Source organism: Corynebacterium sp. HMSC055D05, assembly GCF_001810365.1.
Lineage (GTDB): Bacteria > Actinomycetota > Actinomycetes > Mycobacteriales > Mycobacteriaceae > Corynebacterium > Corynebacterium coyleae.
Map to the genome: position 1 here is coordinate 40835 of NZ_KV801077.1, position 21691 is coordinate 62525.

Here is a 21691-nt window from a genome sequence, read left to right on the forward strand (position 1 = left end):
GTAGCAAAAACCCCGGTCCTGCGCTCGTTGAGGGCGAAGGGCCGGGGAAGTTGGGGGCGCTACGAACGCTTACTTCTCACCGTTTTCCAGGTGGATGTTCTCCAGCTGGCCTTCGGTGACAGCCAGGTTGTGGCGGGTGCGGGAGAACGCGTTAATCGTCCACTCGTTGGCAGCCACAATGCGGTTACGGCGGCCGGTGAGGAAGGACATGTGGACGCCAAGCCACATCAGCCAGCCGATGAAGCCGGTGATCTCGACCTTGCCCATCTTCACCACAGCATTGAAGCGGTTGATGATCGCCATGGAGCCCTTGTCGAAGTACTCGAACGGAGCGCGATCCTCCGGAGCGATATCGTGCTCGACCTGGTTCTTGATGACCTTGCCCACATAAGCGCCGGACTGGATTGCAACCTGGGCCACACCTGGCAGACGGTCGCGATTCATCATGTCGCCAACGATGAAGACGTTGGACTCGTCGCCGACGGAAAGGTCCGCGTTAACAGCGACCTTGCCAGCACGGTCCGCTTCAACACCGATCTGGTCTGCGACCTGCTTGCCCAGCGGGGAAGCCGCAACACCAGCGGACCAGATCTTGGTCGGAGTCTGGATCGTGGTTTCCTGCTCGGTCTTCATGTCCTTGTAGGTGACAGAGTCCGCATCAACGTTGGTCACCATGGCGTTGAGGATCACGGTGACGCCGGCCTTTTCAAGCTCACGCTGTGCCTTTTTGCCCAGGCGCTTGCCAAATGGAGGCAGCACCTGCGGTGCGCCATCAAGCAGGTAAATCTTCGACTGCTCGGTGCTGAAGGAGTATCGGCCCGAGGTGAAGGCACGGTGCGCCATCTCCGCAACCTGGCCAGCAAGCTCGACGCCGGTCGGGCCAGCACCAACGATGACGAAGGTCAGAGCGCGATCGCGCTCTTCTGCGGTTTCCGCAAGTTCTGCACGCTCGAATGCTGCAATGAGGCGTGCGCGGATCTCAAACGCGTGATCCAAGGTCTTCAGGCCCGGCGCGAACTCGGCGAAGTGGTCGTTGCCAAAGTAGGACTGGCCAGCACCAGCGGCGACGATGAGGGAGTCGTAGCCGAAGGTGTATTCCTTGCCACTTTCAACAGAGGTGACGGTCTTGCCCTTGACGTCGATGGTCTCAACAGTGCCACGAACGATGCGGACGTTCTGCTGGTTAGCAAACATCTGACGGATGTCACCGGTGATCTCGCCCGAGGACATCAGGCCGGTTGCCACCTGGTAGAGCAGTGGCGGGAAAAGGTGGTGGTTGGTGCTGTTGATCAGGGTCACATCGACATCAGCATCCGCAAGTTCCTTGGCTGCGTTGACGCCACCGAAGCCAGCGCCGATGATGACAACATGATGGCGGTTTCCGTCTGGGCGAATGACCGTAGAGGCCATAAATATCTCTCCTCGGTTGAATTTTTATATGTGCAACGCCTATATAGTACGCGCCGCATTTTATCTGAGCCGTGGCGTACCGCAGAAGCAGGTTCTTGGCCACTAGCATTTGTGAAATGGCCGATATCTCCCGCGCACGCAAAAGTTCCATCGACGCCGCGGCCTGGCCGGCTGTCGCTGCGGTTCCCAGGGCGCGTGGAGGAGCGCTGCGCACGAAGATCGTTGAGGCGACATTTGCTCGTGCCTGTGCGAAAGCAGAACTTGCTCTAGAAGGAGACGATGCAGCGCTCACCGTGGAATCCGCGGACATGTTTGAGCGTATCGCTGCGCGCGGGTGGACTGGCCTTGCTGAAAGTTATATGGCAGGCGAGTGGGTGACCTCGACGTCCGAAGGGCTTGTAGATGCACTCCAGGCGCTGATCGGTGCGGGGTACAGGCCGTCACCAGCACGCGTGTCTGCTCCGAAGCACGGTCGCACACCCCTTGGGGTGATCGGGGAGCTACCTCCGGATCTGGTGCAGCATTTTGATGGTGGCACCGCAACGCATGCACAGGGACACTTTGGCACGGGTGTGCCGACGACTCAGCGCACGCGGATGAAGTCCCACACTCCGGGGGCAGGGCGAGGAAACGAGCCAGGGCACCACTTCGTCGACGTCACCGAAATCGGCGCTCCACTTGACGCTCATCGCGATGACCTAGCTGATGCGCAACGCAGGAGCATTTCGATGCTTCTCGACGCCGCCGCTGCCGGGCCCAGCACACATTTGCTTGAGATGCCGTGCAGTGGAGGAGCGGTGGCTGCGGAAGCACTTGATCGACGCTGCACCCTGGATGTGGTTACCTTTGACGCCCGCGTGAGAAAAAGTCTTGAAGAACAGTTGATCCTCAGTGGCGCTGAAGGTGCTGCACGCATTGACGTGTTGGATTCCCCAGCCGAAATCGAAGCGTTGGCACGGCAGCGTCGCGGGGTGTACGACGCAGTAGTGAGCATGCAGGCGTTTGAGAACATGCCGCACCCGGAGCAGGTCGCGTATCTCGCATCTGCGGAACAGATGCTCGCACAGGGCGGCAAGGTAGTGCTGCAAACAATTGTCCGCACGAACAACTATTCCCGGAGTGCAGCGACAGCGTTGGCCTCAACCGCCGGTTATGCGTGGCCACGGATGAACGTTGTGAGTTGCGATGACGTTGCCCGGATCGTCGATAAGCACACTGCATTGCGCGTGACTGCGGTGACAACCGCACCTGAACACCTCGCAGCATCGCTGAGGCTGCAGCGAATGGCCTTCGACGCCCACTTACGCGACGCCGCAGCGGATGGCTACGACGTTGTATTCCGCAGAATGTGGACTTGGCAGCTAGCCCTGCGCGAAGCCCTTGCACGATTGGAAATGCTGGACCTCGCGCAGGTCACGATGGTGCAGCGCCACCGCGGAGGCCGTCGCTAGGCTAACGTGACCTCCGGTCGGGATGCACGCTCGACCAGTACTGCAATCGACTCAAATGGCTTTCCGGCCACCATCTGTAGGCCCATCTCGCAGGTGCGGTTTGCTGACACGAAGCGTGCATAATTGCCACGATTGAGCCCCTCGCGTTCCTCGCGAGTCGCCGACTCAACCAGCTCAGGGTGCAACATCACACGATCGCCAGCTGTGCCACAGCAGGCCGCCCCAGCGGGCACTTCCGCATCGCCACACGCAGCTGCGACACGCATGAGCGCTTCCGTGGTACCAAGGTGCTGACCGGAGCATGGCGGGTGGACAGCAATACGCCCCTGGTCCTGAGTGATGGGCAGGTGCTCCATGATCTCTTCGTCGAGCCACTGCACCAGGTCGAGAACGCGAATCGCCTCGAAACGTTCAAGATCAGCAGGGGAGAGTATCTCCGGCATGGAATCCACCACGGTATGGGTGCACGAGGCTGCATCGATGATCACAGGCAGTGCGCCTTGCTCTGACCACTGCCACATGCGCTCCAGCAGGTCGAGTGCCTTCGCACGGTATGCATCGTCGAATCCCTTCGAAGAAAACGGCATGCCACAGCAACCGCCGTCAACGTTTTCCGGGATCCACACAGGTGCTCCGCTTCGTCGGCCGAGTTCAACAACCGCCTGTGGCACAGCAATCTGATCAGCAGAACCAGCAGGTTGGCCGAAGATACGGTTTACACAGGCAGGGAAGTAGACAGCTGCGGCACCGCTGCGCGAGGTTTCCGGCATCTGTGGTGCCTTGTGCGGCATGGGCCCTGGCACAGAGGGGAGGCGCTCGGGCGAGATGAGTGCACGTCCAACCTGGGTGACAGCATCGGCTAGCGCAGGCCCGAGAATATTGACGCCAGATACCGCAGTACGGCCCAACGCCTCGACCGCGCCGTATCCCTTCGCGATCCCAGTTGCGACACGCTTCTCTGCAGGTGTTGCCTGAGCTGCGCGCAGTTGCTTCATTACCTTGCCGGTATCAATGCCAACAGGGCAGGGGATAGCGCAGGTTCCGTCGGCAGCGCACATGTCGATCGCGTCGTACTGGTATTGCTCGCGCAGCGCCCCCAAGACCTCCGAGCCTTCCGGCTGACGCGCCATCTCACGGCGCAGCACAATACGTTGACGTGGAGTCACAGTGACGTGGCGTGACGGGCATACCGGCTCGCAGAAGCCGCACTCGACGCACATATTGATCTCCTGCTCGACCTTGGGAAAGGACTTGAAGCGCTGCAGGTGGATGTCCGACTGGCGAGTCAACTTCACGTCCGGCGCGAGGATGGTGTCCGGGTCAAGCATCTCCTTGACCTCCCAGAACAGGTTCCAGATTTCGTCGCCCCATTCATGGCGCACGAACGGCGCCATGTTGATACCGGTACCGTGCTCAGCCTTCATCGAGCCGTCGTGCTTGTCGACGACCAACTCAACCAGCTCGTCAAGGAAGCGCGAGTACTTCTCGAGCTCCTCAGGGTTGGAGAAGTCCGGGGTGATAAAGAAGTGCAGGTTCCCGTAGGGTGCGTGTCCCATCACACCTTCGGGGTAGCCGTAGCGCCGGAGCAACTCCATAAGTTCAGCAGCGCCTTCGCCGACCTGCGCAGGTGGGAAGCACACGTCCTCAGTAATCAGCGCGGCGCCTTGCGGGCGGTTTTGCCCGATCAGGCCAAACAGGCCGTTACGCAGCTGCCACATGGCGTTTTGCTTTTTTGGATCGGTCTCAAAGTGCAGCGGTGCCAGCAGCTCCGCGCCCTCGAGCACGGCCTCGGCGGCGGCAATGGCCTGCTGAAGCTCGTCTTCGGTGGTGCCACCGACCTCGAGGAGCAGGGCAGCGGTGGACTGGTCAATATCTGCCCATTCAGCAGGAGCAGCACTAAATTGGCCAACTGAACCGCGCATGACATCGGAGACGAGCAGCTCGCAGGCTTCAGCGCCGGCGTCGACAAGCTGTGCAACATAGTTGGCAGCATCAGTGATGTCGGGCACAACCACCCAGGTCACAGCCTTTTTCTTTGGCAACTCGATGGTGCGAATTTCAGCCTCGGTAAACACGCCGAGGATGCCTTCGGAGCCGACGAGCAAGCGCATGAGGATACGGACCGGCTCGTCCTCGTCCAAGAATGCATCGATGCGCAAGCCGTTGGTGTTGCGGATGGAGAACTTTGAGCGCAGGCGAGCGACCAGCGTCTCGTTGGCACGCAAACGATCGCGGAACTCAGAGAGTTGTTTGTGCAGTTCAGGGCACTGTTTGCGGAAGGCGTCGTCGCCGTTGCGCGTATCGACGATCTCGCCAGACGTTAATACAAACTCAGCCTGATCGATGGTGTGGAAGGAATCACGCTCAATCTTGCAGCGCATGCCGCCGGCATTGTCAGCGAGGACGCCACCGATACAAGCAGATGCGGTCGAGCCGGGATCGGGTCCAAGCATGTAGCCGTGGCGTCGCAGGACTGCTTGAGCGTCGCCAAGCACAACGCCCGGCAACGTACGAAGGCGTTTGCCGCCGTCGAGGACCTCCATGCCGGCGAAGTGGGTCTTCACATCGACGAGGATGTCGTTCGTCATCGCCTGGCCGTTAAGCGACGTCCCGGCGGCGCGGAACGTCAGCGTCCGGCCTGCGCGACGGGCATAGCGCATCAGAGCGGAAAGGTCTTGCGCGTTACGTGGCTGAACGACCACGGACGGGATGTCGCGGTACGGAGAGGCGTCAGAGGCGTAACGCACGAGATCTGAGACGCGTGAGTGAACATTGTCCGAGCCGACGATTGCTGCGAGCGCCGCGACGAGTTCCGGGTCGGAGCCGCCAGTGAATTGCTCACTGACAGCGTCCGGGTAGGAATCGTCGTAAACCGGCTTGGGGATCCTGCGGGGATCGGGAGAGAGGAGCTTTGCCATGGGGACAGATTACGCCGTGGTGTCACCAAATGTTACTTGACATAATGTACATTATCGGACAAATATCCTTTATATAACGTCAGGTGACGTTATATAGGGTTACTTCCGCATATCCAGTCGGACGTTAATTTCGCCGTCCTCGGCGATCTTTGCGGCCACCAGCTCCGGAGTCTTCACTCCGTAGTCCTCTCGGTTGATCGGAATGTCTGCTGCGACGAGCAGCTGATCGCCCGAGCGCGCGACATTGAATGTCTGCGTGATCGTGTTCGTCTCGCCGTGGATGGTCATGTCGCCCGTCAGGTCTACGGTGCCCATCGTCCCGTCCTCTGGCACGCTGCTGAGGTCCACTGGCTCGGCGACAACGAACTTTGCCTCCGGAAAATCGTCCGTATGGAAAATCTTGCGGCGGACGCTTTCATCGCGGACATCAGAGTCGGTACGAATGTTTGTCATATCGACGACAATCTCGCCAGCCTTCAGCGTGCCCGCCTCGATGGTCACGCTACCGCGAACGCCTTGTGTCGAGCCTGACGTAGTCCGGCGATCACCTGGCAGCACCTCGGCGAATGTGAAGCCTGCAGACGTTTGGTTGGGTCCAGGCTTGTTTGTTACCTCCCAGACGCCGTCAATTTCCGTTGTGGCGGATTTCAGGCTGGACTCGTCGATACCCTCAGTTTTGACACCGTGACTAAAAAACAGCGTCCTTCCCAACGGGATGAACGCCACTGCAAGCGCCAGAATGGCAAAGGCTAAAACTGCGATCATAAGCAGCTTCGTATTACGGGAGCTGGTCTTCACGTACCTCACCTCAGTTTTTCGAGTTTCTGGACCAAGCCTACTAATTCGTCACACAACGAATGCAACTCGTCCGCCGTCGCGCCTTCGGCCGCTGCAGTTTGGATATCCTCAGCGGCACAGCGCAACTCGTAAAGTCGATCGCGGATCTCTGCGACGCGCTGACGGCTCAGAATCACAGCGTCAGGGTCCACGGTCGTACCTGCAAGGAGTGTGCGCTGCTCATACGCACGCTGCTTGCACGAAGAACTGCAATATTTCCGCTTGCGGCCACGCCCCTGGTTGATTTCAATCTCTTTACCGCACCACGCGCAAACGTTTGTAGTCTCGTTTATTCTCCGCTTCCTGATCTTCACGGCGGCAAGTCTATTACAGGTGTCAAGCCTGGGTGAGGTCAGGGAACAAAACGAATTAGTGGACCGTTATACTTGAGCGATTGCTGGGCAACCGGGCAATAACGACGACAAGGATGGAGACAACATGGCTGATCGAGTGCTACGCGGTAGCCGCATGGGTGCCGTGAGCTACGAAACTGACCGCGACCATGATCTCGCGCCGCGTCGCATGGCGAAGTACCAAACACCCAATGGTGAGGTGTTTGAGGTTCCGTTCGCCGATGAGGCTGAGATCCCCGAAGAGTGGATGTGCAAGAACGGCCAGACCGGCACGCTCATGGAGGGCGAAGGCGTCGAGTCGAAGCCGACGAAGCCGCCGCGTACCCACTGGGACATGCTGCTGGAACGTCGCAGCATTGAGGAGCTCGACGTGCTGCTTGAGGAGCGCTTAGAGCAGCTCCGGAAGCGCCGTCGCACCGCGGCCCGCCTCGCTAAGGAGCAGGCCGCGCAGAAGGAAGGCTAATTCCTTACTTCGAACCGGAATTGAATACGTGAAGGACCTGACGCACGGTTTCCGTCGTCAGGTCTTTTGCCGTCTGTGCACCTTCTGCAACGCGACGGCCGACCTTATCCAGGTTCTCGCCGGAAAGCTCGTACTTGGTCAAGGAAGCAACCTCGTTAGCCAAGTCAGCTACCTGCGACGGAGCCTTGGCCGCACGATTTGGAAGATCTGCAAGCTTTGAGTTGGCGGCAGCGTACTCAATCTGTCGCCAGGTTTCGCTCGCCAGGTTGTCCACGAAGGAAGCCTTTTCCTTCGCTCCCCACTTGGTTACCTCCGCAAACGATGCGGCAGCGAAGCTTGCGTCCAGCTTCGACTCGCCAAGCTTGCGGTCTTCAAAAGTGATGGGGACTTCAACAACCCCGAATCCAGCGTCTGCGACCTTGTGGGCAATCTCCACCTGGAAGATGTAGCCCTTGTTGGACAGCGCATCCAGGTCGAGATCTTCCAAGACTTCGCGGCGGAACGCGCGGTAGCCAGCGGTCATGTCCTTGACATCGTCGCCAAGCGCGATCGAGATGTACTCATTGCCCAGCTTGGACAGCAGGTAGCGGCTGCGCGGCCAGTTCTTTACTTCCCCACCGTCGACGTAGCGCGAACCGATTGCCAGATCTGCGCCGTTGGCTACTGCGTCGAGCAAACGCACGAGTTCCTCAGGGGCATGCGAGCCGTCTGCATCCATTTGAACGATGACCTCGTACTCGCGCTCAAGGGCCCATTCGAAGCCGGCACGGTACGCAGCCAGCAGGCCGTCTTTTCCGGTGCGGTGGAGCACGTGAACTTCATCATGAGTAGCTGCGAGCTCGTCAGCCTTTGCTCCGGTGCCGTCAGGCGAGTTGTCATCGACCACAAGGACGTCCACATCCTTGTTGGCATCCAGCACGCGTCCAACGATAAGCGGGATGTTTTCCACTTCGTTGTAGGTCGGGATAATCACCAGGGTTGTATTCGCCACGGTGCTACGTCTCCTCGTTGTCACACTTATTTATTCCTTGGTGCAGCATACCCGTGCGCCCGGGTACGTGCGGAAACGCCTGCCACAGCCATCAGCATGATCCCTGCCGCGACAAGCAACCACTCCAGAATCTTTCCAAATCGCACAGCCGGGGTGACAGAATCGCGCAGCGGCAGCTTTTCGACGAGATGATCTGCCGTGAAGATTTCCGTCTGCTGCGATACTGAGCCGTCGGGATGGACGATGGCGGAGACACCCGAGGTGGCTACAACAACCACTGCGCGATCGGTCTCCAGTGCACGCATGCGGCTCATCGCCAATTGTTGATACGTCATGCCGGTGAACCCAAACGTGGCGTTGTTCGTCGGTGTGCTGAGCAACTGGGCGCCGTTGCGAATCGCCATCCGGTAGGCCTCGTCCTCCGCCACCTCGTAGCAGGTCGCCACACCGACCGCGATGTTGCCGAGGTGCACCACACCGTTGCCGTCACCAGGTTTGAAGTTGCCAGCCAGGTCGACCATATCGGAGAACTTCCGGAAGAAGTCACGCATGGGCATGTACTCGCCGAACGGCTGGAGGAACCGCTTGTGGTGGTACTCCCCTGGCCCATCCTCTGGATCGAAGACGACCATGGTGTTGCGGGACCCAACGTCGTCACGTGTGAGTGTGCCAACGAGCAACGGTGCGTCGATGCCGCGCACGGCGACGTCGATAAGCGCTCGTGCTTCCGAGTCGGTGAACGGATTGACGTCAGAGGAATTCTCTGGCCAGAAAACGGCGTCGACATCCATGTTTTGCGCGCGGAGGTCGTCGCGAAGCGCAAGCGTTTCGTTGACGTGGTTGGCCAGCACCGCGCGGCGCTGTGCGTTGAAATCAAGCCCCATGCGAGGGACGTTGCCCTGTACCGCGGCAACGGTTGCTTCGCCCACTGTCGAGGCAGGGTTATTGACCCCGATCTGCGCCACGGTGCCGAGACCGAGGGGCAGTACTGCGGCTACAAGGCCGGCCCAGCGTTGCGTCCCACGCTGCAGGATGGCCACGGTGAGACCTGCCCCTGCCAGCGCCACCGCAATTGAGATCAGCGCCGGACCACCCCAAGGTGCGAGAGCAGCTAGTGGACCATTGATTTGCCCCCACGCCAGGCGTACCCAGCTAAACCCGCCGAAAGGAAACGACGAGCGGCAAAACTCAACCGCAAGGTAGATCAGCGCAAACGCGAGGAAGCCAAAGCGCCAACGCGCGACGATCACACCAAACACACCTATAGCGATGCCGTAGAGCGCGAGGAAGATCGACAAAGCGACATACGGCATTGCGCCGACAAACTCCCCGATCCACGGCAGCAGGTAGAGGTAGCAAAACGCAGCCTGCGTAAAGCCCAGTAGGCCGCCGAAGGCTGCGGAAGGACGATCAGTACCCGGCCAGCGTTGCCATGGCATGAGCGCAAGATAAAACACGGATATGCCGACGATGGCGGAGAACCAGTGTCCGTGCGGTTCGTACGAGAAGAACACCAGCCAGCCAGAGCAGGCCGCGAGTACGAACCGGAGGAAGCGGGTAAGGGCCGTCACCTACTTCTCCCCCGGCTCATTGCCGCTGTTGCGGAACCATTCCTCCAACTCGTCGGCATCAATAACGACGTCGTCAGCATCCGCTCCTTTCTGCGGATAGGGCTGATTGGGATTGGTAAACGAACCGTAGGAGGTGGTGAACTGCGACATCGGGGTGGCCTCGTAGAGGCGCGCGCCGAGGTCTTCCATGCCGCGACGGGCGCGTTTGGTCATCGAACGACGCGCGATTGCTCGTGTCGGACCGAACACTAATAGCAGGCCGATGACAGAGCTCACGAAACCAGGGACGAGACTTAGCGCCCAACCCGCCATCAACAGCGCGGAGTCGCCAGCCAACTTGCCAAGGCTGGTTCGCCCACGAGCCATCTGCGTAAGTTCACTGCGAAGCGACATGCTGGCGGCAAAGCCGCCGAAGATCATCAGTGCGAAAATTGCCAACAGCGCCCATCCGACACCAATCCACTTGGCGACGAGAAAGAACGCGATCGCTTCAACAACGAAGTAGGACAACAGGAGCACAGGCATGGGCCAGAGACTACCCGTTGAGCCGATCGAGCAACCAACCCACGTCAGTTGCAGCGTAGAGAAAATACGGGCCGAAGTGGTTCGTGCCAGTCCTGCCACGGATACGCTTGGCCGTACGTGAGAGGAATTCCACTCCCCAACTCTCTGCCAAGGCTGCGACATCTGAGTGCGGGACAAGGTCGTCGTATGGCGAACTCCACAGACGAATCGGAATGCCTAGCGGGCGTTTGGTGCCTAGGCGTGTTGCGTCGAGGTGGCTGCTGGTCAACGGGAGGTCGTCGAGAAGCGATGCCATGCTCACTCCGGTCCTCGTCCAAGAGCGAGTATGCGACCACGGGCGATGCAGCACCGCCCCTAAAGCACACGTGCGCGCCCCGTTCGCAATGGCCGCAACACCTCTTGGGCTCAAGTGCGGAGCAATCTCGGCAGCAATTGCGTCGTCGCTGGCCATGAGACCCGCGACCGCGTAGAGGATCACTACGGAGGCAAGCGCGCCATCGACGTGATGGAGCATGCTGACCATGTCCACTGGCGGAGCTGCGACCACAGCTGCCAGCAGTTGGAGATCGGGTGCGTACTCAGGTTCCTCGAGCCACGCTGCGGCGGCTCCCCCGCCCTGGGAGAAACCCCACAGACCGAGTTTGGCTGTTCCTACGCCGAGGTTGGTGCTGGCGCGCACGGCATCGGCGAGGGAGCGTGCTGCCGCAACGTGGTCGCAATAGAGCTCCACATCGTCCCCGGGGTCGCGTGGGTAGTCGGTGATGACTACGTCGGCGCCGGCTGCAAGGAACAAGTTGATTACGGGTTGTTCATACGCGGCGATCAAGTCTATGGGCTTGATACGTGGTCCGATGCCCACGGTGCAGGAATATGACGGGTCGCAACGCCGTGCAACGCCCTGCGTCGATGGCGCAAACGCGATCGTGGGCCGTTCACCTTTCCCCATCCACGGCGTACGAGAGCGAAACACTGCGCCTGTCGCGGACAAGATCCGGCCTTGAGTATCGCTCGTGGCGTATTCGATTCGCCAGGAGTCTGAGGGGTTCAACAGCCCGCTTGCCCCTACTGGTCGGATCTGTACGGCCTCGAGAAGGGACCCCGGCGTCACGCCCATAAGCCAGGTAGCTCGGCCGAAGTCTGGCCCGGTTCGTTGAGCAGGACGAACTAAGTCAAGGCCGAGCCCGACAAGTGAGCGCACACGAGGAAGGAGCAACGACGCCATGGCTACCTCGGCATGTGACGCCAGATTGGACGTGGAACCAAGCGCATAATCGTGGCCAAAACGGTAAGGCGACGCGGAATCCACACTGTCGTGCTCCGTCCCTTGACTGCGGCCTCAACGACAGCATCTGCAACGACATCCGGGGTCACAGACATGATCGCTGGTTTCATGCCCTCAGTCATTGCACCGATGACAAAGCCCGGGCGCGCCAGTATCAGGTTCAGGCCTGTCCCATGGAGTTTGTCGGAGAGTCCTTGGCAAAACGCGTCGAGGCCTGCCTTCGTCGATCCGTAGACGTAGTTGGCGCGACGTGCCCGCCAGCCAGCGATGGAAGAAAAGGCGAAGATCTCGCCGCGTGCCATTTCGTCGGCAAGGACGGTGAGCATGTTGACCTGTGCCACGTAGTCCACCGTGGCAATGCAAGCGGCCTCGCGTTCTTCGCGCTCTGCCAGTTCCTGATCGCCCAAAATGCCGAAGGCCACGATGGCGGACGTGACCTCCCCTGCCTCGCGGACGATGCGGCGATGTGAGTCGAGGTCGGTAGCGTCAAAATTAACGGCTCGGACAACAGTCGCGCCCGCTGCAAGCAAACGACGTTTCACGTCGTCGAGGCCATCGCTGCCACGCGCTGCGAGTACAACTTCACGACCACTGCAGATGCGCACAGCGATCTCGCCGCCGATGTCGCTGCGAGCACCGAGCAGGAGCACTGTTCCGGGGTTATCCACGCGCTGCATCCAGGTCGCGGCGAGTGGTGTTAAAGGTCTTCATGCCGGTAGCAGTCAGCGTCACGATGTCTTCGATGCGCATGCCCCACTCACCTGGCTTATAGATGCCCGGCTCGATGGAAAAGGCCATTCCCTCGCGCAAGATGACGTCGCTACCTGCGATGATGAACGGCTGCTCATGGCCCGACAATCCGATACCGTGTCCAAGACGGTGGGTAAACCACTCGCCGTAGCCGGCCTCCTCCAGTACGCCTCGTGCGACGGCGTCGAGTTCACCTGCGGTAATGCCGGGTCGGGCTGCGTCGCAGGCCGCCTGGAACGCGCGCTCCAGCGCGTCGTACGCCTCCAGGAAGTCTGGCTTCGCCTTGTTCCTGCCACCCACGACGTGAGTACGGGTGCAGTCCGATTGGTAGCCAGATGGCAGCGCACCGCCCAGGTCGACGACCACCGGGTCGCCCTTTTCGAGCACGCGGTCCGAAAAGTCGTGGTGGGGATTCGAGCCGTTTGGTCCCGAACCGACGATGACGAAGGCTACCGTCTCGTGCTCTTCGAGGATCAGCGCGTTGAGTTCTGCGGCGATCTCGCGCTCCGTACGGCCCGGCTGAAGCAGCTCCGCAGCACGTTCGTGCACACGGTCGATTGCCCTGCCTGCGGCCTCGAGTTGTTCAAGCTCTGCAGGGTCTTTCACCATGAACAATTCCGCGACCTCAGTCTCAGCCAGATTTGTACGTGGCAGCAGGTCTTGGAGTGCGAACACGTGGTCGGCGGTTAAAGAGGAGCCGAGACCGACCGGGCCATCCGGAAGCGAGTCAGCAACGAGGCGGTACGGGTTCTCACCATCGCGCCAGCCGATCACCTCGACGTCGTCCGCGCCGTCGAGCCCCAACGAAAGCAGGTCTGTCATCGGTGCGACGACACGCGCGCCATCGGCCGAGATGACGAGGGCGGTGAGGCGTTCGTGGGAGGACGCCCAGGAGCCGGTGAGGTAGGCAAACTCTGCACCAGTCCCGATCACCAATCCGCTCAAGCCACGTTGCTTTACCAAGTCGGCAGCCATTTGTCGGCGCTTCGCGTACACACTTGCATCAAACGTCATGCTGGCCATGGTAGATCGATACCATCGCTGCTGTGTCTGAATCCCTCGCACGATCAATCGCCCGCATCAGTATGCCTGGACGTAGTTACTGTTCAGGCGCGCTGATCACGCCCGATACGGTGCTCACGTGTGCGCATTTCTTTCGCGGTGTGGATGAATCGAAGGTGCGTGTGCGTATCGACGACACCACGTACCGCCTCAGATCCGCCGCACCGATTCCCGGTACTGATATTGCATTGGCAAGGCTCATCGAACGCTCATCGGCTCCGCTGCTTGAGATTGGGGCTCCTCCGAAGATCGGCGCATCGACGCTGACGGTTGGCTTCGGTGGACGTGCGAAAACTCCTCAGGGAAAGCCAGGCCTCTACCTGGGCAAGCTGCCGTTTTCCGCGTCACGGTCGTTTGCCACGCGTATCCGCCCCGCGGGCTTAGTCTACGCCTCTCCCCCGGCGATCAAAGGAGACTCTGGCGGGCCGGTCTTTGCACACGGCAAGGTGTTCGCAGTGCAGTCGCTCATCATGGATCCGATGAACCGAAACCTGCGAATCGCCACCGTGTCGCTATTGCCCGCTAGTTACCGATAGCCACCACACCGCGGCGGATCGCGTCGACCGCACGGTTGGCGTTATCACGAATCTGGTCCGAGTAGCCGGTCTTCTTAATCTGCTCGAGCAGGTCGATGACTTGGCGGCACCAGCGCACGAAGTCGCCAGGTGTCAGTTCCGCGCCGGATTCTGCCGCAGCTGCGAGTGCGTAGCCCAAGGGAGCACCCGCGGTCCACTGATGCATGGACAGGCTAAACCCGGCATCCGGAAGGCGTGTTGCGGGAAGATTATGGCGCTGCTCATCAGACACCAGTTCGCCGTAGATGCGCATGGTGTCGTTCATCGCATCAGCCATCGCGTCGGTTGCCGCCTCCGGTGAACCCTGGGTCGCACGACGGTTTTCGAACACCACCATGGATGCGACACCGGCGAGTTCCGCTGGATCTAGCTCGTCCCAGATGCCGCGCTTGAGACACTGTGCGACCAGAAGGTCTGAGACGTTGTGAATACGCGATAGACGCTCGCCCTCGTCGGTGACGTTTGGTTCGCCGTCGACTAGTTCGACGTAGTCCATCTCCGTGAGCAGCCCGATGATGCGCTCAAAGGTTCGGCCGAGGGAATCAGTCGACGAGTCGACCCGGCGTTCAAGTGAGGCAAGTTTGCGTTCGTCGCGCACGATGTCTTCAGCGGTCCGGGCAAGAAGCTCGCGGTCGTGGGTTGGCCAGTGATGAACCGGGTGGTTGCGAAGCGCCTCTTGAATCGCCAGCACCTGCTTGTTCGGACGGGTCCTTGCCTTCTCACGCAGTCGCTTCGGCGCGTTGAAGTGGCCACGGTGCAGCATGTCTGCCACCTTGCGCGCGTGTTTTCGTGGCTGTTGCTGCATGTGACGTGGCACCTTGATGCGGCCGACGACCATGGGTGGGTTGCGGAACGAGGCGGCGTCGATACGCGCCGACCAGCCGCGCTCTGTGGTCACCCAGGGACGCGGGTCGTGCTGCTTCGCCGCGGGTTGCACCACAGCGGCCAGTTCCGGCTTCCGCTTGCCTGGCAGCGCGATCACCTCGCCGACTTGAAGGCGGGCAAGGATTTTCACCGTCTCCGTGTGACGGTTCTCAATCGCTTCGCGGCGCGCTTTCTTCTCCGCATCGTTGAGGTCTCGACGCAGCCGCGAGTACTCCACAAGCTCCGCTGCGGGATCTTCGGACGGCGGCGCGAACGCGGAGATGTCGCGCTCCAACTTCTCGCGCAACGTCCGCACCTTAGCCTGCAGGCGCTCAATGTCACGGACCTCGCCCACCACGGAGCGGTCCGTTTGGAACTGGGCGAAGGACTGCTCGATAAGCCGAATCGAATCGTCGAACCCATTCATGGCCAGCATGTTGATCGCCATGTTGTAGCCAGGCTGAAACTGCGAGATAAGCGGGTATGTGCGAGTGGAGGCCAACCCGGCAACCGCATGGGGGTCCAGCGCCGGTGCCCACTGCACGACGGCGTTGCCGATGTGGTCGATGCCGCGGCGCCCCGCACGCCCGGTCAGCTGCGTGTACTGGCCAGGAGTCAAATCGACATGGGCCTCGCCATTGAACTTGACCATCTTCTCCAGCACCACAGTTCGCGCCGGCATGTTGATACCCAGCGCGAGGGTTTCGGTGGCGAAGACCACCTTGACCAAACCGCGTACAAAGAGCTGCTCAACGATGTGCTTGAACGCTGGCAGCAGACCTGCGTGGTGGGAGGCAAAGCCACGCATCCAAGCGGTGCGCAGCTGTTTAAAGTTGAGCACTTCGAGGTCTTCGTCGGGAATGCCTTCCACGCCGTCGTCGATAATCTGGTCGATTTCGGAGCGCTCCTCGGGAGTCGTCAGTTCCTTGCGGGAACGCAGGCACTGGAACAGTGCGCCGTCGCAGCCGGCGCGGGAGAAGATGAACACGATAGCGGGCAGCATGTCCTGGCCCTGCAGGACGGAGACGACCTCCGGGCGCCCTACTGGACGCACTTTGTCCTGGCCGCGGGTACGGCCGCTGCGGGAGCGCGAACGGAAGCCACGGCCTTCTTCGAAGTCGCGGCGACCCTCATTGGAATGGCCGGACTCGATGCGCTCAATGGCGTGCTCGAGGGAGCGGTTGACTCGCCCGTCGGTGCCGGGTTCGAACAGCGGGAACATCTTGCGCCCCACCATCATGTACTGGCTCAGCGGGATCGGGCGGTGCTCAGAGACGATCACCTCTGTATCGCCACGGACGGTAGACAGCCATTCGCCGAACTCCTCGGAGTTTGACACCGTAGCTGAAAGACCAATGAGGCTGACCGAGTCGCTCAAGTTGAGGATGATCTCCTCCCACACGGCACCACGGTCCCGATCTGCCAGAAAGTGGATCTCATCCATCACCACATGGGTCAGGCGATCCAACTGTGGTGACTCGGCGTAGAGCATGTTACGAAGCACCTCAGTGGTCATGACGACGATCTCAGCCGAGCCGTTGATGCTGGTGTCCCCGGTGAGCAGACCGACAGCCTCTTCGCCATGCTCGGCGACGAGGTCGTTGTACTTCTGGTTGCTCAGCGCCTTGATCGGCGTGGTGTAGAAACACTTCGTCCCACGGTGCAGGGCGAGGGACACGGCGAACTCGCCAACAATGGTTTTGCCCGAGCCGGTTGGCGCGCAAACCAGCACGCCACGATCTTCCTCGACGGCTTTGCAGGCCTCAATCTGGAAGTCGTCGAGATCGAAAGGCTTCGCTGCGGCGAATTCCTGCAGAAACGGCGTGGAGTTCTCGGGGGAAAGCATGCCCCCTACAGTACGTCCCCAAAGTCAATGTCGTTTTCGAAGCCTCGCTTCTGCGAGGTGCTCGACTTTGCCGCCGGGGCACGGTGTACCGGTTGTGGGCGCTCGATCGGTGCAGCCTTAATGCTTGTCGACGAGCCAATCGGGCTCGCAGACCCAACCGGAGTCGGAGCGTCGATCGGGCCGGAACCCTGCTCGTCGTCAAGATCCATCCAGTCTGGACGCTCACGCTTGCGCTTGCGGTCGTTGAAACGGCAGAACTGGAACGCGAGCTCGACCAAAAACGTTATAGAAAGACCCAGGATCGTCATGGAAAATGGATCCTGTGTTGGAGTCATGACGGCCGCGAAGATGAAGATCAACACGATGATGAAGCGACGCTTGTCCTTCACATGTTCGTAGCGCAACACTCCGACGAGGTTGAGCATGATGATGATCAGTGGCACCTCGAAGCTCACGCCGAAGATCACGATGAGAGACAGCAGGAAGTTGTAGTAGTCTCCACCAGACAGTGCAGCGATCTGAAACTCAGATCCAATTGACATCAAGATCAGAAATCCCTGGTCAAGGATGAAATAGGCTAGAGTTGCGCCGCTTACAAAAAGAATCACTGCAATAGTTACGAAGACAAACGTATAGCGGCGTTCGTTCTTTAGCAGTCCTGGCGTAATAAATTTCCAAATTTGGGATAGCCACACCGGAGATGCCAGTACCAGACCGGCGAGAGCGCCAATCTTCAGTCGCAGCATGAACATCTCTAGTGGTCTTGTTGCCAAAAGCCGGCACTCGCCGTCTCCGGTAAAATCCGCTCGAAGTTCATCTGGCAAACTGCAATATGGGCCACGAATGATTTCACCCAACGGCATCAAGCGCCAAGGCGCATATTGGTACCAAATAAAGCCCACGATAGTCCCGACGAGAATCGCAGCTAGAGAGACAAGTACCCGACGACGAAGTTCCTGGAGGTGCTCGACCAGCGACATCTCGCCGGTAGGATTCTTCCTCCGATTTGTCACTTTTGCCTTCATTGCCACCTAGGAGCGCGGCTGGTTCTCCGGGCGCTCCCAGAAATCGGCGTCCTGCGCGGCGCTACGGGTCTCCTGGGCAGCCGCGGATTCAATCTCGTGCTGTTGCTTCGGTTGTTCGTCAGCTTCGTCTTTGTGCATCTCCTTGACTTCGGATTTAAAGATGCGGGCGGAGCGACCCATGGAGCGTGCGAGATCCGGCAGCTTGTTTGCGCCAAACAAAAGCAGGATTACGAAAAGGATAAGGAGTAGTTCTGCTCCACTCGGCAAAGTCATTGCGTTCCTTTCAACAACAGACGTGTAAGGGCTCTTAGTCTAACGCCTCGAGCGCAGAATTCACGCGCGCCTCGAGTTCGTCGGCGAGATCCACAGGCTCTTGGATGCGTACGCGGTCGGCCTGACCTAGGCAGAACCTGATCAGCCAGTCGCCACTGCCGTAGTGCATAGCGGCCGGAATCCACCCCGTTTCGGAGTCAATTGCGTCACTTTCGATATCGATGTCCCAGTAGTCCGCGAGCCACGTCGCGTCCGGATGGATTAACAGCCGAGCCTTCGCTTGCTGGGCCATCCCGAAGGGATCGGCGCTGTCGAAGTCGGTGTCCGTGGCGGTGGACGGCTCGTCGAGAAGCACTGCTTCCCGGATTCGGTCAAGCCTGAACGTCTTCATCTCGCCGGCATCTGCGGCGCGGAGGTACGTGTTGCCGTCCTCGTGGAAGAGGCTCGCAGGCTCAATTGTGCGCTTACTCGTCGTGTCTGAGGTTGCCGAGTAATACGTCACCTCAAGTTGCTTCTTGGCAGAGAGTGCGTCGGCGACAGTGGACGCAACACTCGACGTCGTGGGGTGCTCCGCATCGCCGATGCCACTCGAGGTTGTCGCTGCGCGAATCTTGTCGGCTGCGGAGCGGACCGCGCGTGCGTCGACAAGCCCAGGCATCGTCTCTAACGAATCGAGCAGCACCAGCAGCGCGCTTGCCTCGACTGGGGTGAGGCGGAGCGGCTTGGTCAAACCTTGGTCGTCGATGATCCGCACGCCCTTCCAAGAGTGCTCAAGCTCGATCATCTCCCCCGGCCCGGTGCCAACTCCCGACATGTACAGCAAGTCGAGATCATCGCGCACCTGCTGTGGATCTGCGCCGAGGTCTCGCGCGATTTCCATCACCGTCAGATCCGCGTGGTTGGATGCGTAAGCAACGAGGTTGAGCAAACGCACCACGCGCTCTTGACGCTGCAGATCAGTGCTCATGAGGCTCCTTTCCCGTCACAGAGCGCAGAAGCTTGACGACGTCCTCCCGTACCCCAGCTGGCTCCAACGCAATAACGCTGCCCGCAATGCTGGCAATCGCGCGAACGACCCAATCGCGGTCGACGGAGGTGAGCGTGATGGTGTCGTCGATACGCTCGCCCCGCATCGCGAGTTCTTCACCGGCGCCATTGGTAACGGTGACGGTGGCATCGACCAGGTCACCTCGCAGCGATGCCTCCACAATGTTTTGGAGCTCGCGTTCTTGCTCGTGGAACTGCTCCGATGTGTTGACACGTTTGACCTGGGAGATCTTCTTCACACGGAAAACGCGCTCGGCGCCGCGGTCGATGTCGTAGCCGACGAAGTAGGCGCGGTTGTTCAGCGACACCACGCCCCACGGGTCCACCACGCGACGCTCAGGATCCTTGCCTGGTGCGCGGACAAAGTCGAAGGACATGCGCTGTTTGTTGCGCACACACGCGACGATGGCGCGCAACGTCTCTGGGCGGAGTTGGAAAATATCGTTGGACACCGACACCAACGTCGGAGCGTCCAGGTTCCGCGTCGCACCGGATGCGGCGAGCTTTGTCCATCCCGAGCGCGCGAAACTGCCGAGCGAGCCCGGCTGGGAGAGGTCTACGGCCAAACCGACGACGGATGCTTCCTCGGCGGTGAGATCCACCGGGGGAAGCTCGTAGAGGTCTTTATCTACCCAAACTTCCCCGTCCACAAAGTGGGCGGGCACCCAGAGTCGGCGCAGTTCTGCGACGTCACGCCGGATGAGATGACCTGCAGCGTCACGGCTGCGACCCCCGTAACCGTCGACGTGGCGCTGCACCCACGCGACGTCCCGCTTTTCAGGTGAGTTGAGCAGTGCAAAGGTGAGGCCGACCTGGCGGATGATCATGTCGGAATCGTCGGCCATGCGCTACTCCCCTTCCCCCGCGTGAGCGTTGACGTAGTCGATGAGGTCATCAGCTTCGGCGCTGGTGTTAGCAAACGGGTCGAGCAACTCAATCGTGCGCGGCTCCGGACGGTTGACCTTCAGGTGCACCCAATCGACGTTGTGTGGCGTCTCTGCCTCACGTACTGCCGCGAGGAACCTCCCGCGGATGGCGGCACGTGTGGTCTCAGGCGGGTTCGCCACAGCCTGTGCGATCGCGTCGTCGGTAATCCAGCGCTTGGCAAGACCTTTGCGCTCCAGCAGGTAGAACAGTCCGCGCTTGCGGTTGATGTCGTGATACGTCAAGTCGATCTGGGCGAGTTTTGGGTGGTCCCAGCCACAACCGAGCTTGGCGCGGAACTGCTCAAGCAGTTTGCGTTTAATCACCCAGTCGATCTCTGTATCTACCTGGGAGAAATCCTGTGTCGCAATCGCATCGAGGGTGCGCTCCCACAGGTCCACGACTCGGGCCATCTCCTCGTTCGGCGTGCCCTCGTCTGGGCGTTGCGCCAACCAGCGCTTTGCAGACTCAAGCGTTGTGCGCTGCACCTCCAGGGCGGACACGGTGCCACCCGCAGCTAGGTCGAGTGGCGTCGACCCGGTCGGGTCCGCTGCGATGTCTCGGATATGCGCAATCGGGTCTGTGAGCTCCATGTCGGGCAGGTCAAAGCCTGCCTCGAGCATCTCAATGACCAGCAGCATCGAGCCAACCTTCAGTGCAAAGGTGGGCTCGGACATGTTGGAATCGCCGACGATGACGTGCATGCGACGGAAACGGTGCGAATCCCCATGCGGTTCGTCGCGGGTGTTGATGATCGGGCGGGTGCGCGTCGTCGCAGAGGACACACCCTCCCATACCTGGTCGGCGCGCTGCGAGATGACGAATGTGTCGCCTGCGATCTTGCCGGCGCCGCAGATGAGCTGGCGTGTGATTAGAAACGGCAGCAGTTGCTGACCGAAGGACTTCAGCGCGAGTTCGCGGCTGACCAGGTAGTTCTCGTGTGCGCCATAGGAGTTGCCACGGGAGTCCACGTTGTTCTTAAACAAATAGGTCGACCCGCCGAGGCCGTCTGCCGCAAGGGCCTTGTCAGCCGTCTCTGCAAGATCCGCATAGATCCACTCGCCCGCCTTATCGTGCGCGAGGAGCTGGGACAGCGAGTCGCACTCCGCCGTCGCGTATTCCGGGTGCGATCCGACATCCAGGTAGAGACGCGCAGCGTTGTCCACATACACGTTGGAACTGCGATGCTGCGCCACTACCGGGCGGAAGAGGTACCTGGCAATCTCTTCCGGGGTGAGCACTTGGCGGGCACCGTCGTAGGCAGCCACGCCGAATTCTGTTTCGACGCCCATGATGCGCCGCGGGTACCCAGCCACCATTGCGTTTACTGACCGCCCTTTTGCACGAAGGACTTCACAAACTCCTCCGCGTTGGTGTCCAGCAGCGCGTCGATTTCGTCCAGCAGATCATCCGTACCGGTTGTGTTGATCTGGGCTTGCCCGGCGCCTTGCGATGCGTCGAAGTTGTCACCGTTATCTTCACCGCCGCCACCTGCGGCGTGCATCTGTTGCGTAGCCATGGCTA

At 60.3% G+C, this 21691-nt stretch carries 20 protein-coding genes; 3 read left to right on the forward strand and 17 right to left on the reverse strand.

Going from position 1 to position 21691, the window contains the following annotated elements:
* Positions 1-69 precede the first annotated feature (69 nt).
* Entirely contained in the window at positions 70-1410 is a 1341-nt protein-coding gene (locus tag HMPREF2734_RS07690; RefSeq protein ID WP_070484773.1) for an NAD(P)/FAD-dependent oxidoreductase, read from the reverse strand.
* Between the two features lie 116 nt (positions 1411-1526).
* On the opposite strand from HMPREF2734_RS07690, the gene HMPREF2734_RS07695 reads away from it, so the two are divergent.
* A complete protein-coding gene (locus HMPREF2734_RS07695) occupies positions 1527-2861 on the forward strand; it encodes a class I SAM-dependent methyltransferase (RefSeq protein ID WP_070570283.1) in 1335 nt (444 codons plus the stop codon).
* On the opposite strand, the gene HMPREF2734_RS07700 is transcribed toward HMPREF2734_RS07695, so the two are convergent.
* The 3 genes from HMPREF2734_RS07700 to HMPREF2734_RS07710 all read right to left on the reverse strand — a co-directional run bounded on the left by HMPREF2734_RS07700 (position 2858) and on the right by HMPREF2734_RS07710 (position 6930).
* Positions 2858-5779 carry an FAD-binding and (Fe-S)-binding domain-containing protein gene (locus HMPREF2734_RS07700; RefSeq protein ID WP_070570285.1) on the reverse strand — a complete coding sequence of 974 codons (2922 nt, stop codon included), beginning with the start codon at positions 5777-5779 and terminating at the stop codon, positions 2858-2860. The genes HMPREF2734_RS07695 and HMPREF2734_RS07700 overlap by 4 nt on opposite strands.
* A gap of 99 nt (positions 5780-5878) precedes the next feature.
* Positions 5879-6544 (reverse strand): YceI family protein, encoded by a 666-nt coding sequence (locus HMPREF2734_RS07705; RefSeq protein ID WP_083308118.1) that lies wholly within the window; start codon positions 6542-6544, stop codon positions 5879-5881.
* Positions 6545-6582: 38 nt separating this feature from the next.
* Entirely contained in the window at positions 6583-6930 is a 348-nt protein-coding gene (locus HMPREF2734_RS07710; protein WP_224212718.1) for a hypothetical protein, read from the reverse strand.
* Between the two features lie 124 nt (positions 6931-7054).
* Between HMPREF2734_RS07710 and HMPREF2734_RS07715 the strand changes: the two genes are divergently transcribed.
* Positions 7055-7432 carry an RNA polymerase-binding protein RbpA gene (locus HMPREF2734_RS07715; protein ID WP_070423193.1) on the forward strand — a complete coding sequence of 126 codons (378 nt, stop codon included), beginning with the start codon at positions 7055-7057 and terminating at the stop codon, positions 7430-7432.
* 4 nt (positions 7433-7436) lie between these two features.
* Here HMPREF2734_RS07715 and HMPREF2734_RS07720 read toward each other — a convergent pair whose 3' ends face one another.
* The 6 genes from HMPREF2734_RS07720 to HMPREF2734_RS07745 form a co-directional block, all read right to left on the reverse strand.
* On the reverse strand, positions 7437-8423 hold the full coding sequence (locus tag HMPREF2734_RS07720) for a polyprenol monophosphomannose synthase (protein WP_070570287.1): 987 nt from the start codon (positions 8421-8423) through the stop codon (positions 7437-7439).
* 26 nt (positions 8424-8449) lie between these two features.
* Positions 8450-9994 (reverse strand): apolipoprotein N-acyltransferase, encoded by a 1545-nt coding sequence (gene lnt, locus HMPREF2734_RS07725; protein ID WP_070570289.1) that lies wholly within the window; start codon positions 9992-9994, stop codon positions 8450-8452.
* The gene (locus HMPREF2734_RS07730; RefSeq protein ID WP_070451519.1) at positions 9995-10519 is read right to left on the reverse strand and encodes an FxsA family protein; all 525 of its coding nucleotides are present in this window, start codon (positions 10517-10519) and stop codon (positions 9995-9997) included. It lies immediately after the preceding gene.
* Between the two features lie 10 nt (positions 10520-10529).
* A complete protein-coding gene (locus tag HMPREF2734_RS07735; protein WP_246816798.1) occupies positions 10530-11378 on the reverse strand; it encodes a lipase family protein in 849 nt (282 codons plus the stop codon).
* A gap of 365 nt (positions 11379-11743) precedes the next feature.
* Positions 11744-12469 carry an SDR family oxidoreductase gene (locus HMPREF2734_RS07740; RefSeq protein ID WP_246816799.1) on the reverse strand — a complete coding sequence of 242 codons (726 nt, stop codon included), beginning with the start codon at positions 12467-12469 and terminating at the stop codon, positions 11744-11746.
* Entirely contained in the window at positions 12462-13574 is a 1113-nt protein-coding gene (locus tag HMPREF2734_RS07745; RefSeq protein ID WP_070570295.1) for a M24 family metallopeptidase, read from the reverse strand. The genes HMPREF2734_RS07740 and HMPREF2734_RS07745 overlap by 8 nt, the downstream gene beginning before the upstream one ends.
* A 23-nt stretch (positions 13575-13597) precedes the next feature.
* Here HMPREF2734_RS07745 and HMPREF2734_RS07750 point away from each other — a divergent pair, with 23 nt between their 5' ends.
* Complete coding sequence (locus HMPREF2734_RS07750) at positions 13598-14149, forward strand: S1 family peptidase (RefSeq protein WP_246816801.1); 552 nt, start codon at positions 13598-13600, stop codon at positions 14147-14149.
* Here the strand turns inward: HMPREF2734_RS07750 and HMPREF2734_RS07755 are convergent.
* From HMPREF2734_RS07755 to HMPREF2734_RS07785, 7 genes are read right to left on the reverse strand one after another with little or no spacing between them, the layout of a single operon-like run.
* Complete coding sequence (locus tag HMPREF2734_RS07755; protein WP_070570297.1) at positions 14136-16898, reverse strand: DEAD/DEAH box helicase; 2763 nt, start codon at positions 16896-16898, stop codon at positions 14136-14138. The genes HMPREF2734_RS07750 and HMPREF2734_RS07755 overlap by 14 nt on opposite strands.
* Before the next feature lie 5 nt (positions 16899-16903).
* Positions 16904-17923, reverse strand: coding sequence for a twin-arginine translocase subunit TatC (gene tatC, locus HMPREF2734_RS07760; protein ID WP_246816802.1), 1020 nt, complete (start codon positions 17921-17923; stop codon positions 16904-16906).
* 6 nt (positions 17924-17929) lie between these two features.
* Entirely contained in the window at positions 17930-18196 is a 267-nt protein-coding gene (gene tatA / locus HMPREF2734_RS07765) for a Sec-independent protein translocase subunit TatA (protein WP_070570299.1), read from the reverse strand.
* Positions 18197-18230: 34 nt separating this feature from the next.
* A complete protein-coding gene (locus HMPREF2734_RS07770; protein ID WP_070570301.1) occupies positions 18231-19163 on the reverse strand; it encodes a helix-turn-helix transcriptional regulator in 933 nt (310 codons plus the stop codon).
* Positions 19153-20088 (reverse strand): helix-turn-helix transcriptional regulator, encoded by a 936-nt coding sequence (locus HMPREF2734_RS07775; RefSeq protein ID WP_070570302.1) that lies wholly within the window; start codon positions 20086-20088, stop codon positions 19153-19155. Before HMPREF2734_RS07775 ends, HMPREF2734_RS07770 begins: the two co-directional genes overlap by 11 nt.
* Positions 20089-20091: 3 nt before the next feature.
* Entirely contained in the window at positions 20092-21486 is a 1395-nt protein-coding gene (gene pafA, locus HMPREF2734_RS07780; protein WP_070570304.1) for a Pup--protein ligase, read from the reverse strand.
* A gap of 5 nt (positions 21487-21491) precedes the next feature.
* Positions 21492-21686 carry a ubiquitin-like protein Pup gene (locus HMPREF2734_RS07785; protein ID WP_070423179.1) on the reverse strand — a complete coding sequence of 65 codons (195 nt, stop codon included), beginning with the start codon at positions 21684-21686 and terminating at the stop codon, positions 21492-21494.
* Between the last annotated feature and the right edge of the window lie 5 nt (positions 21687-21691).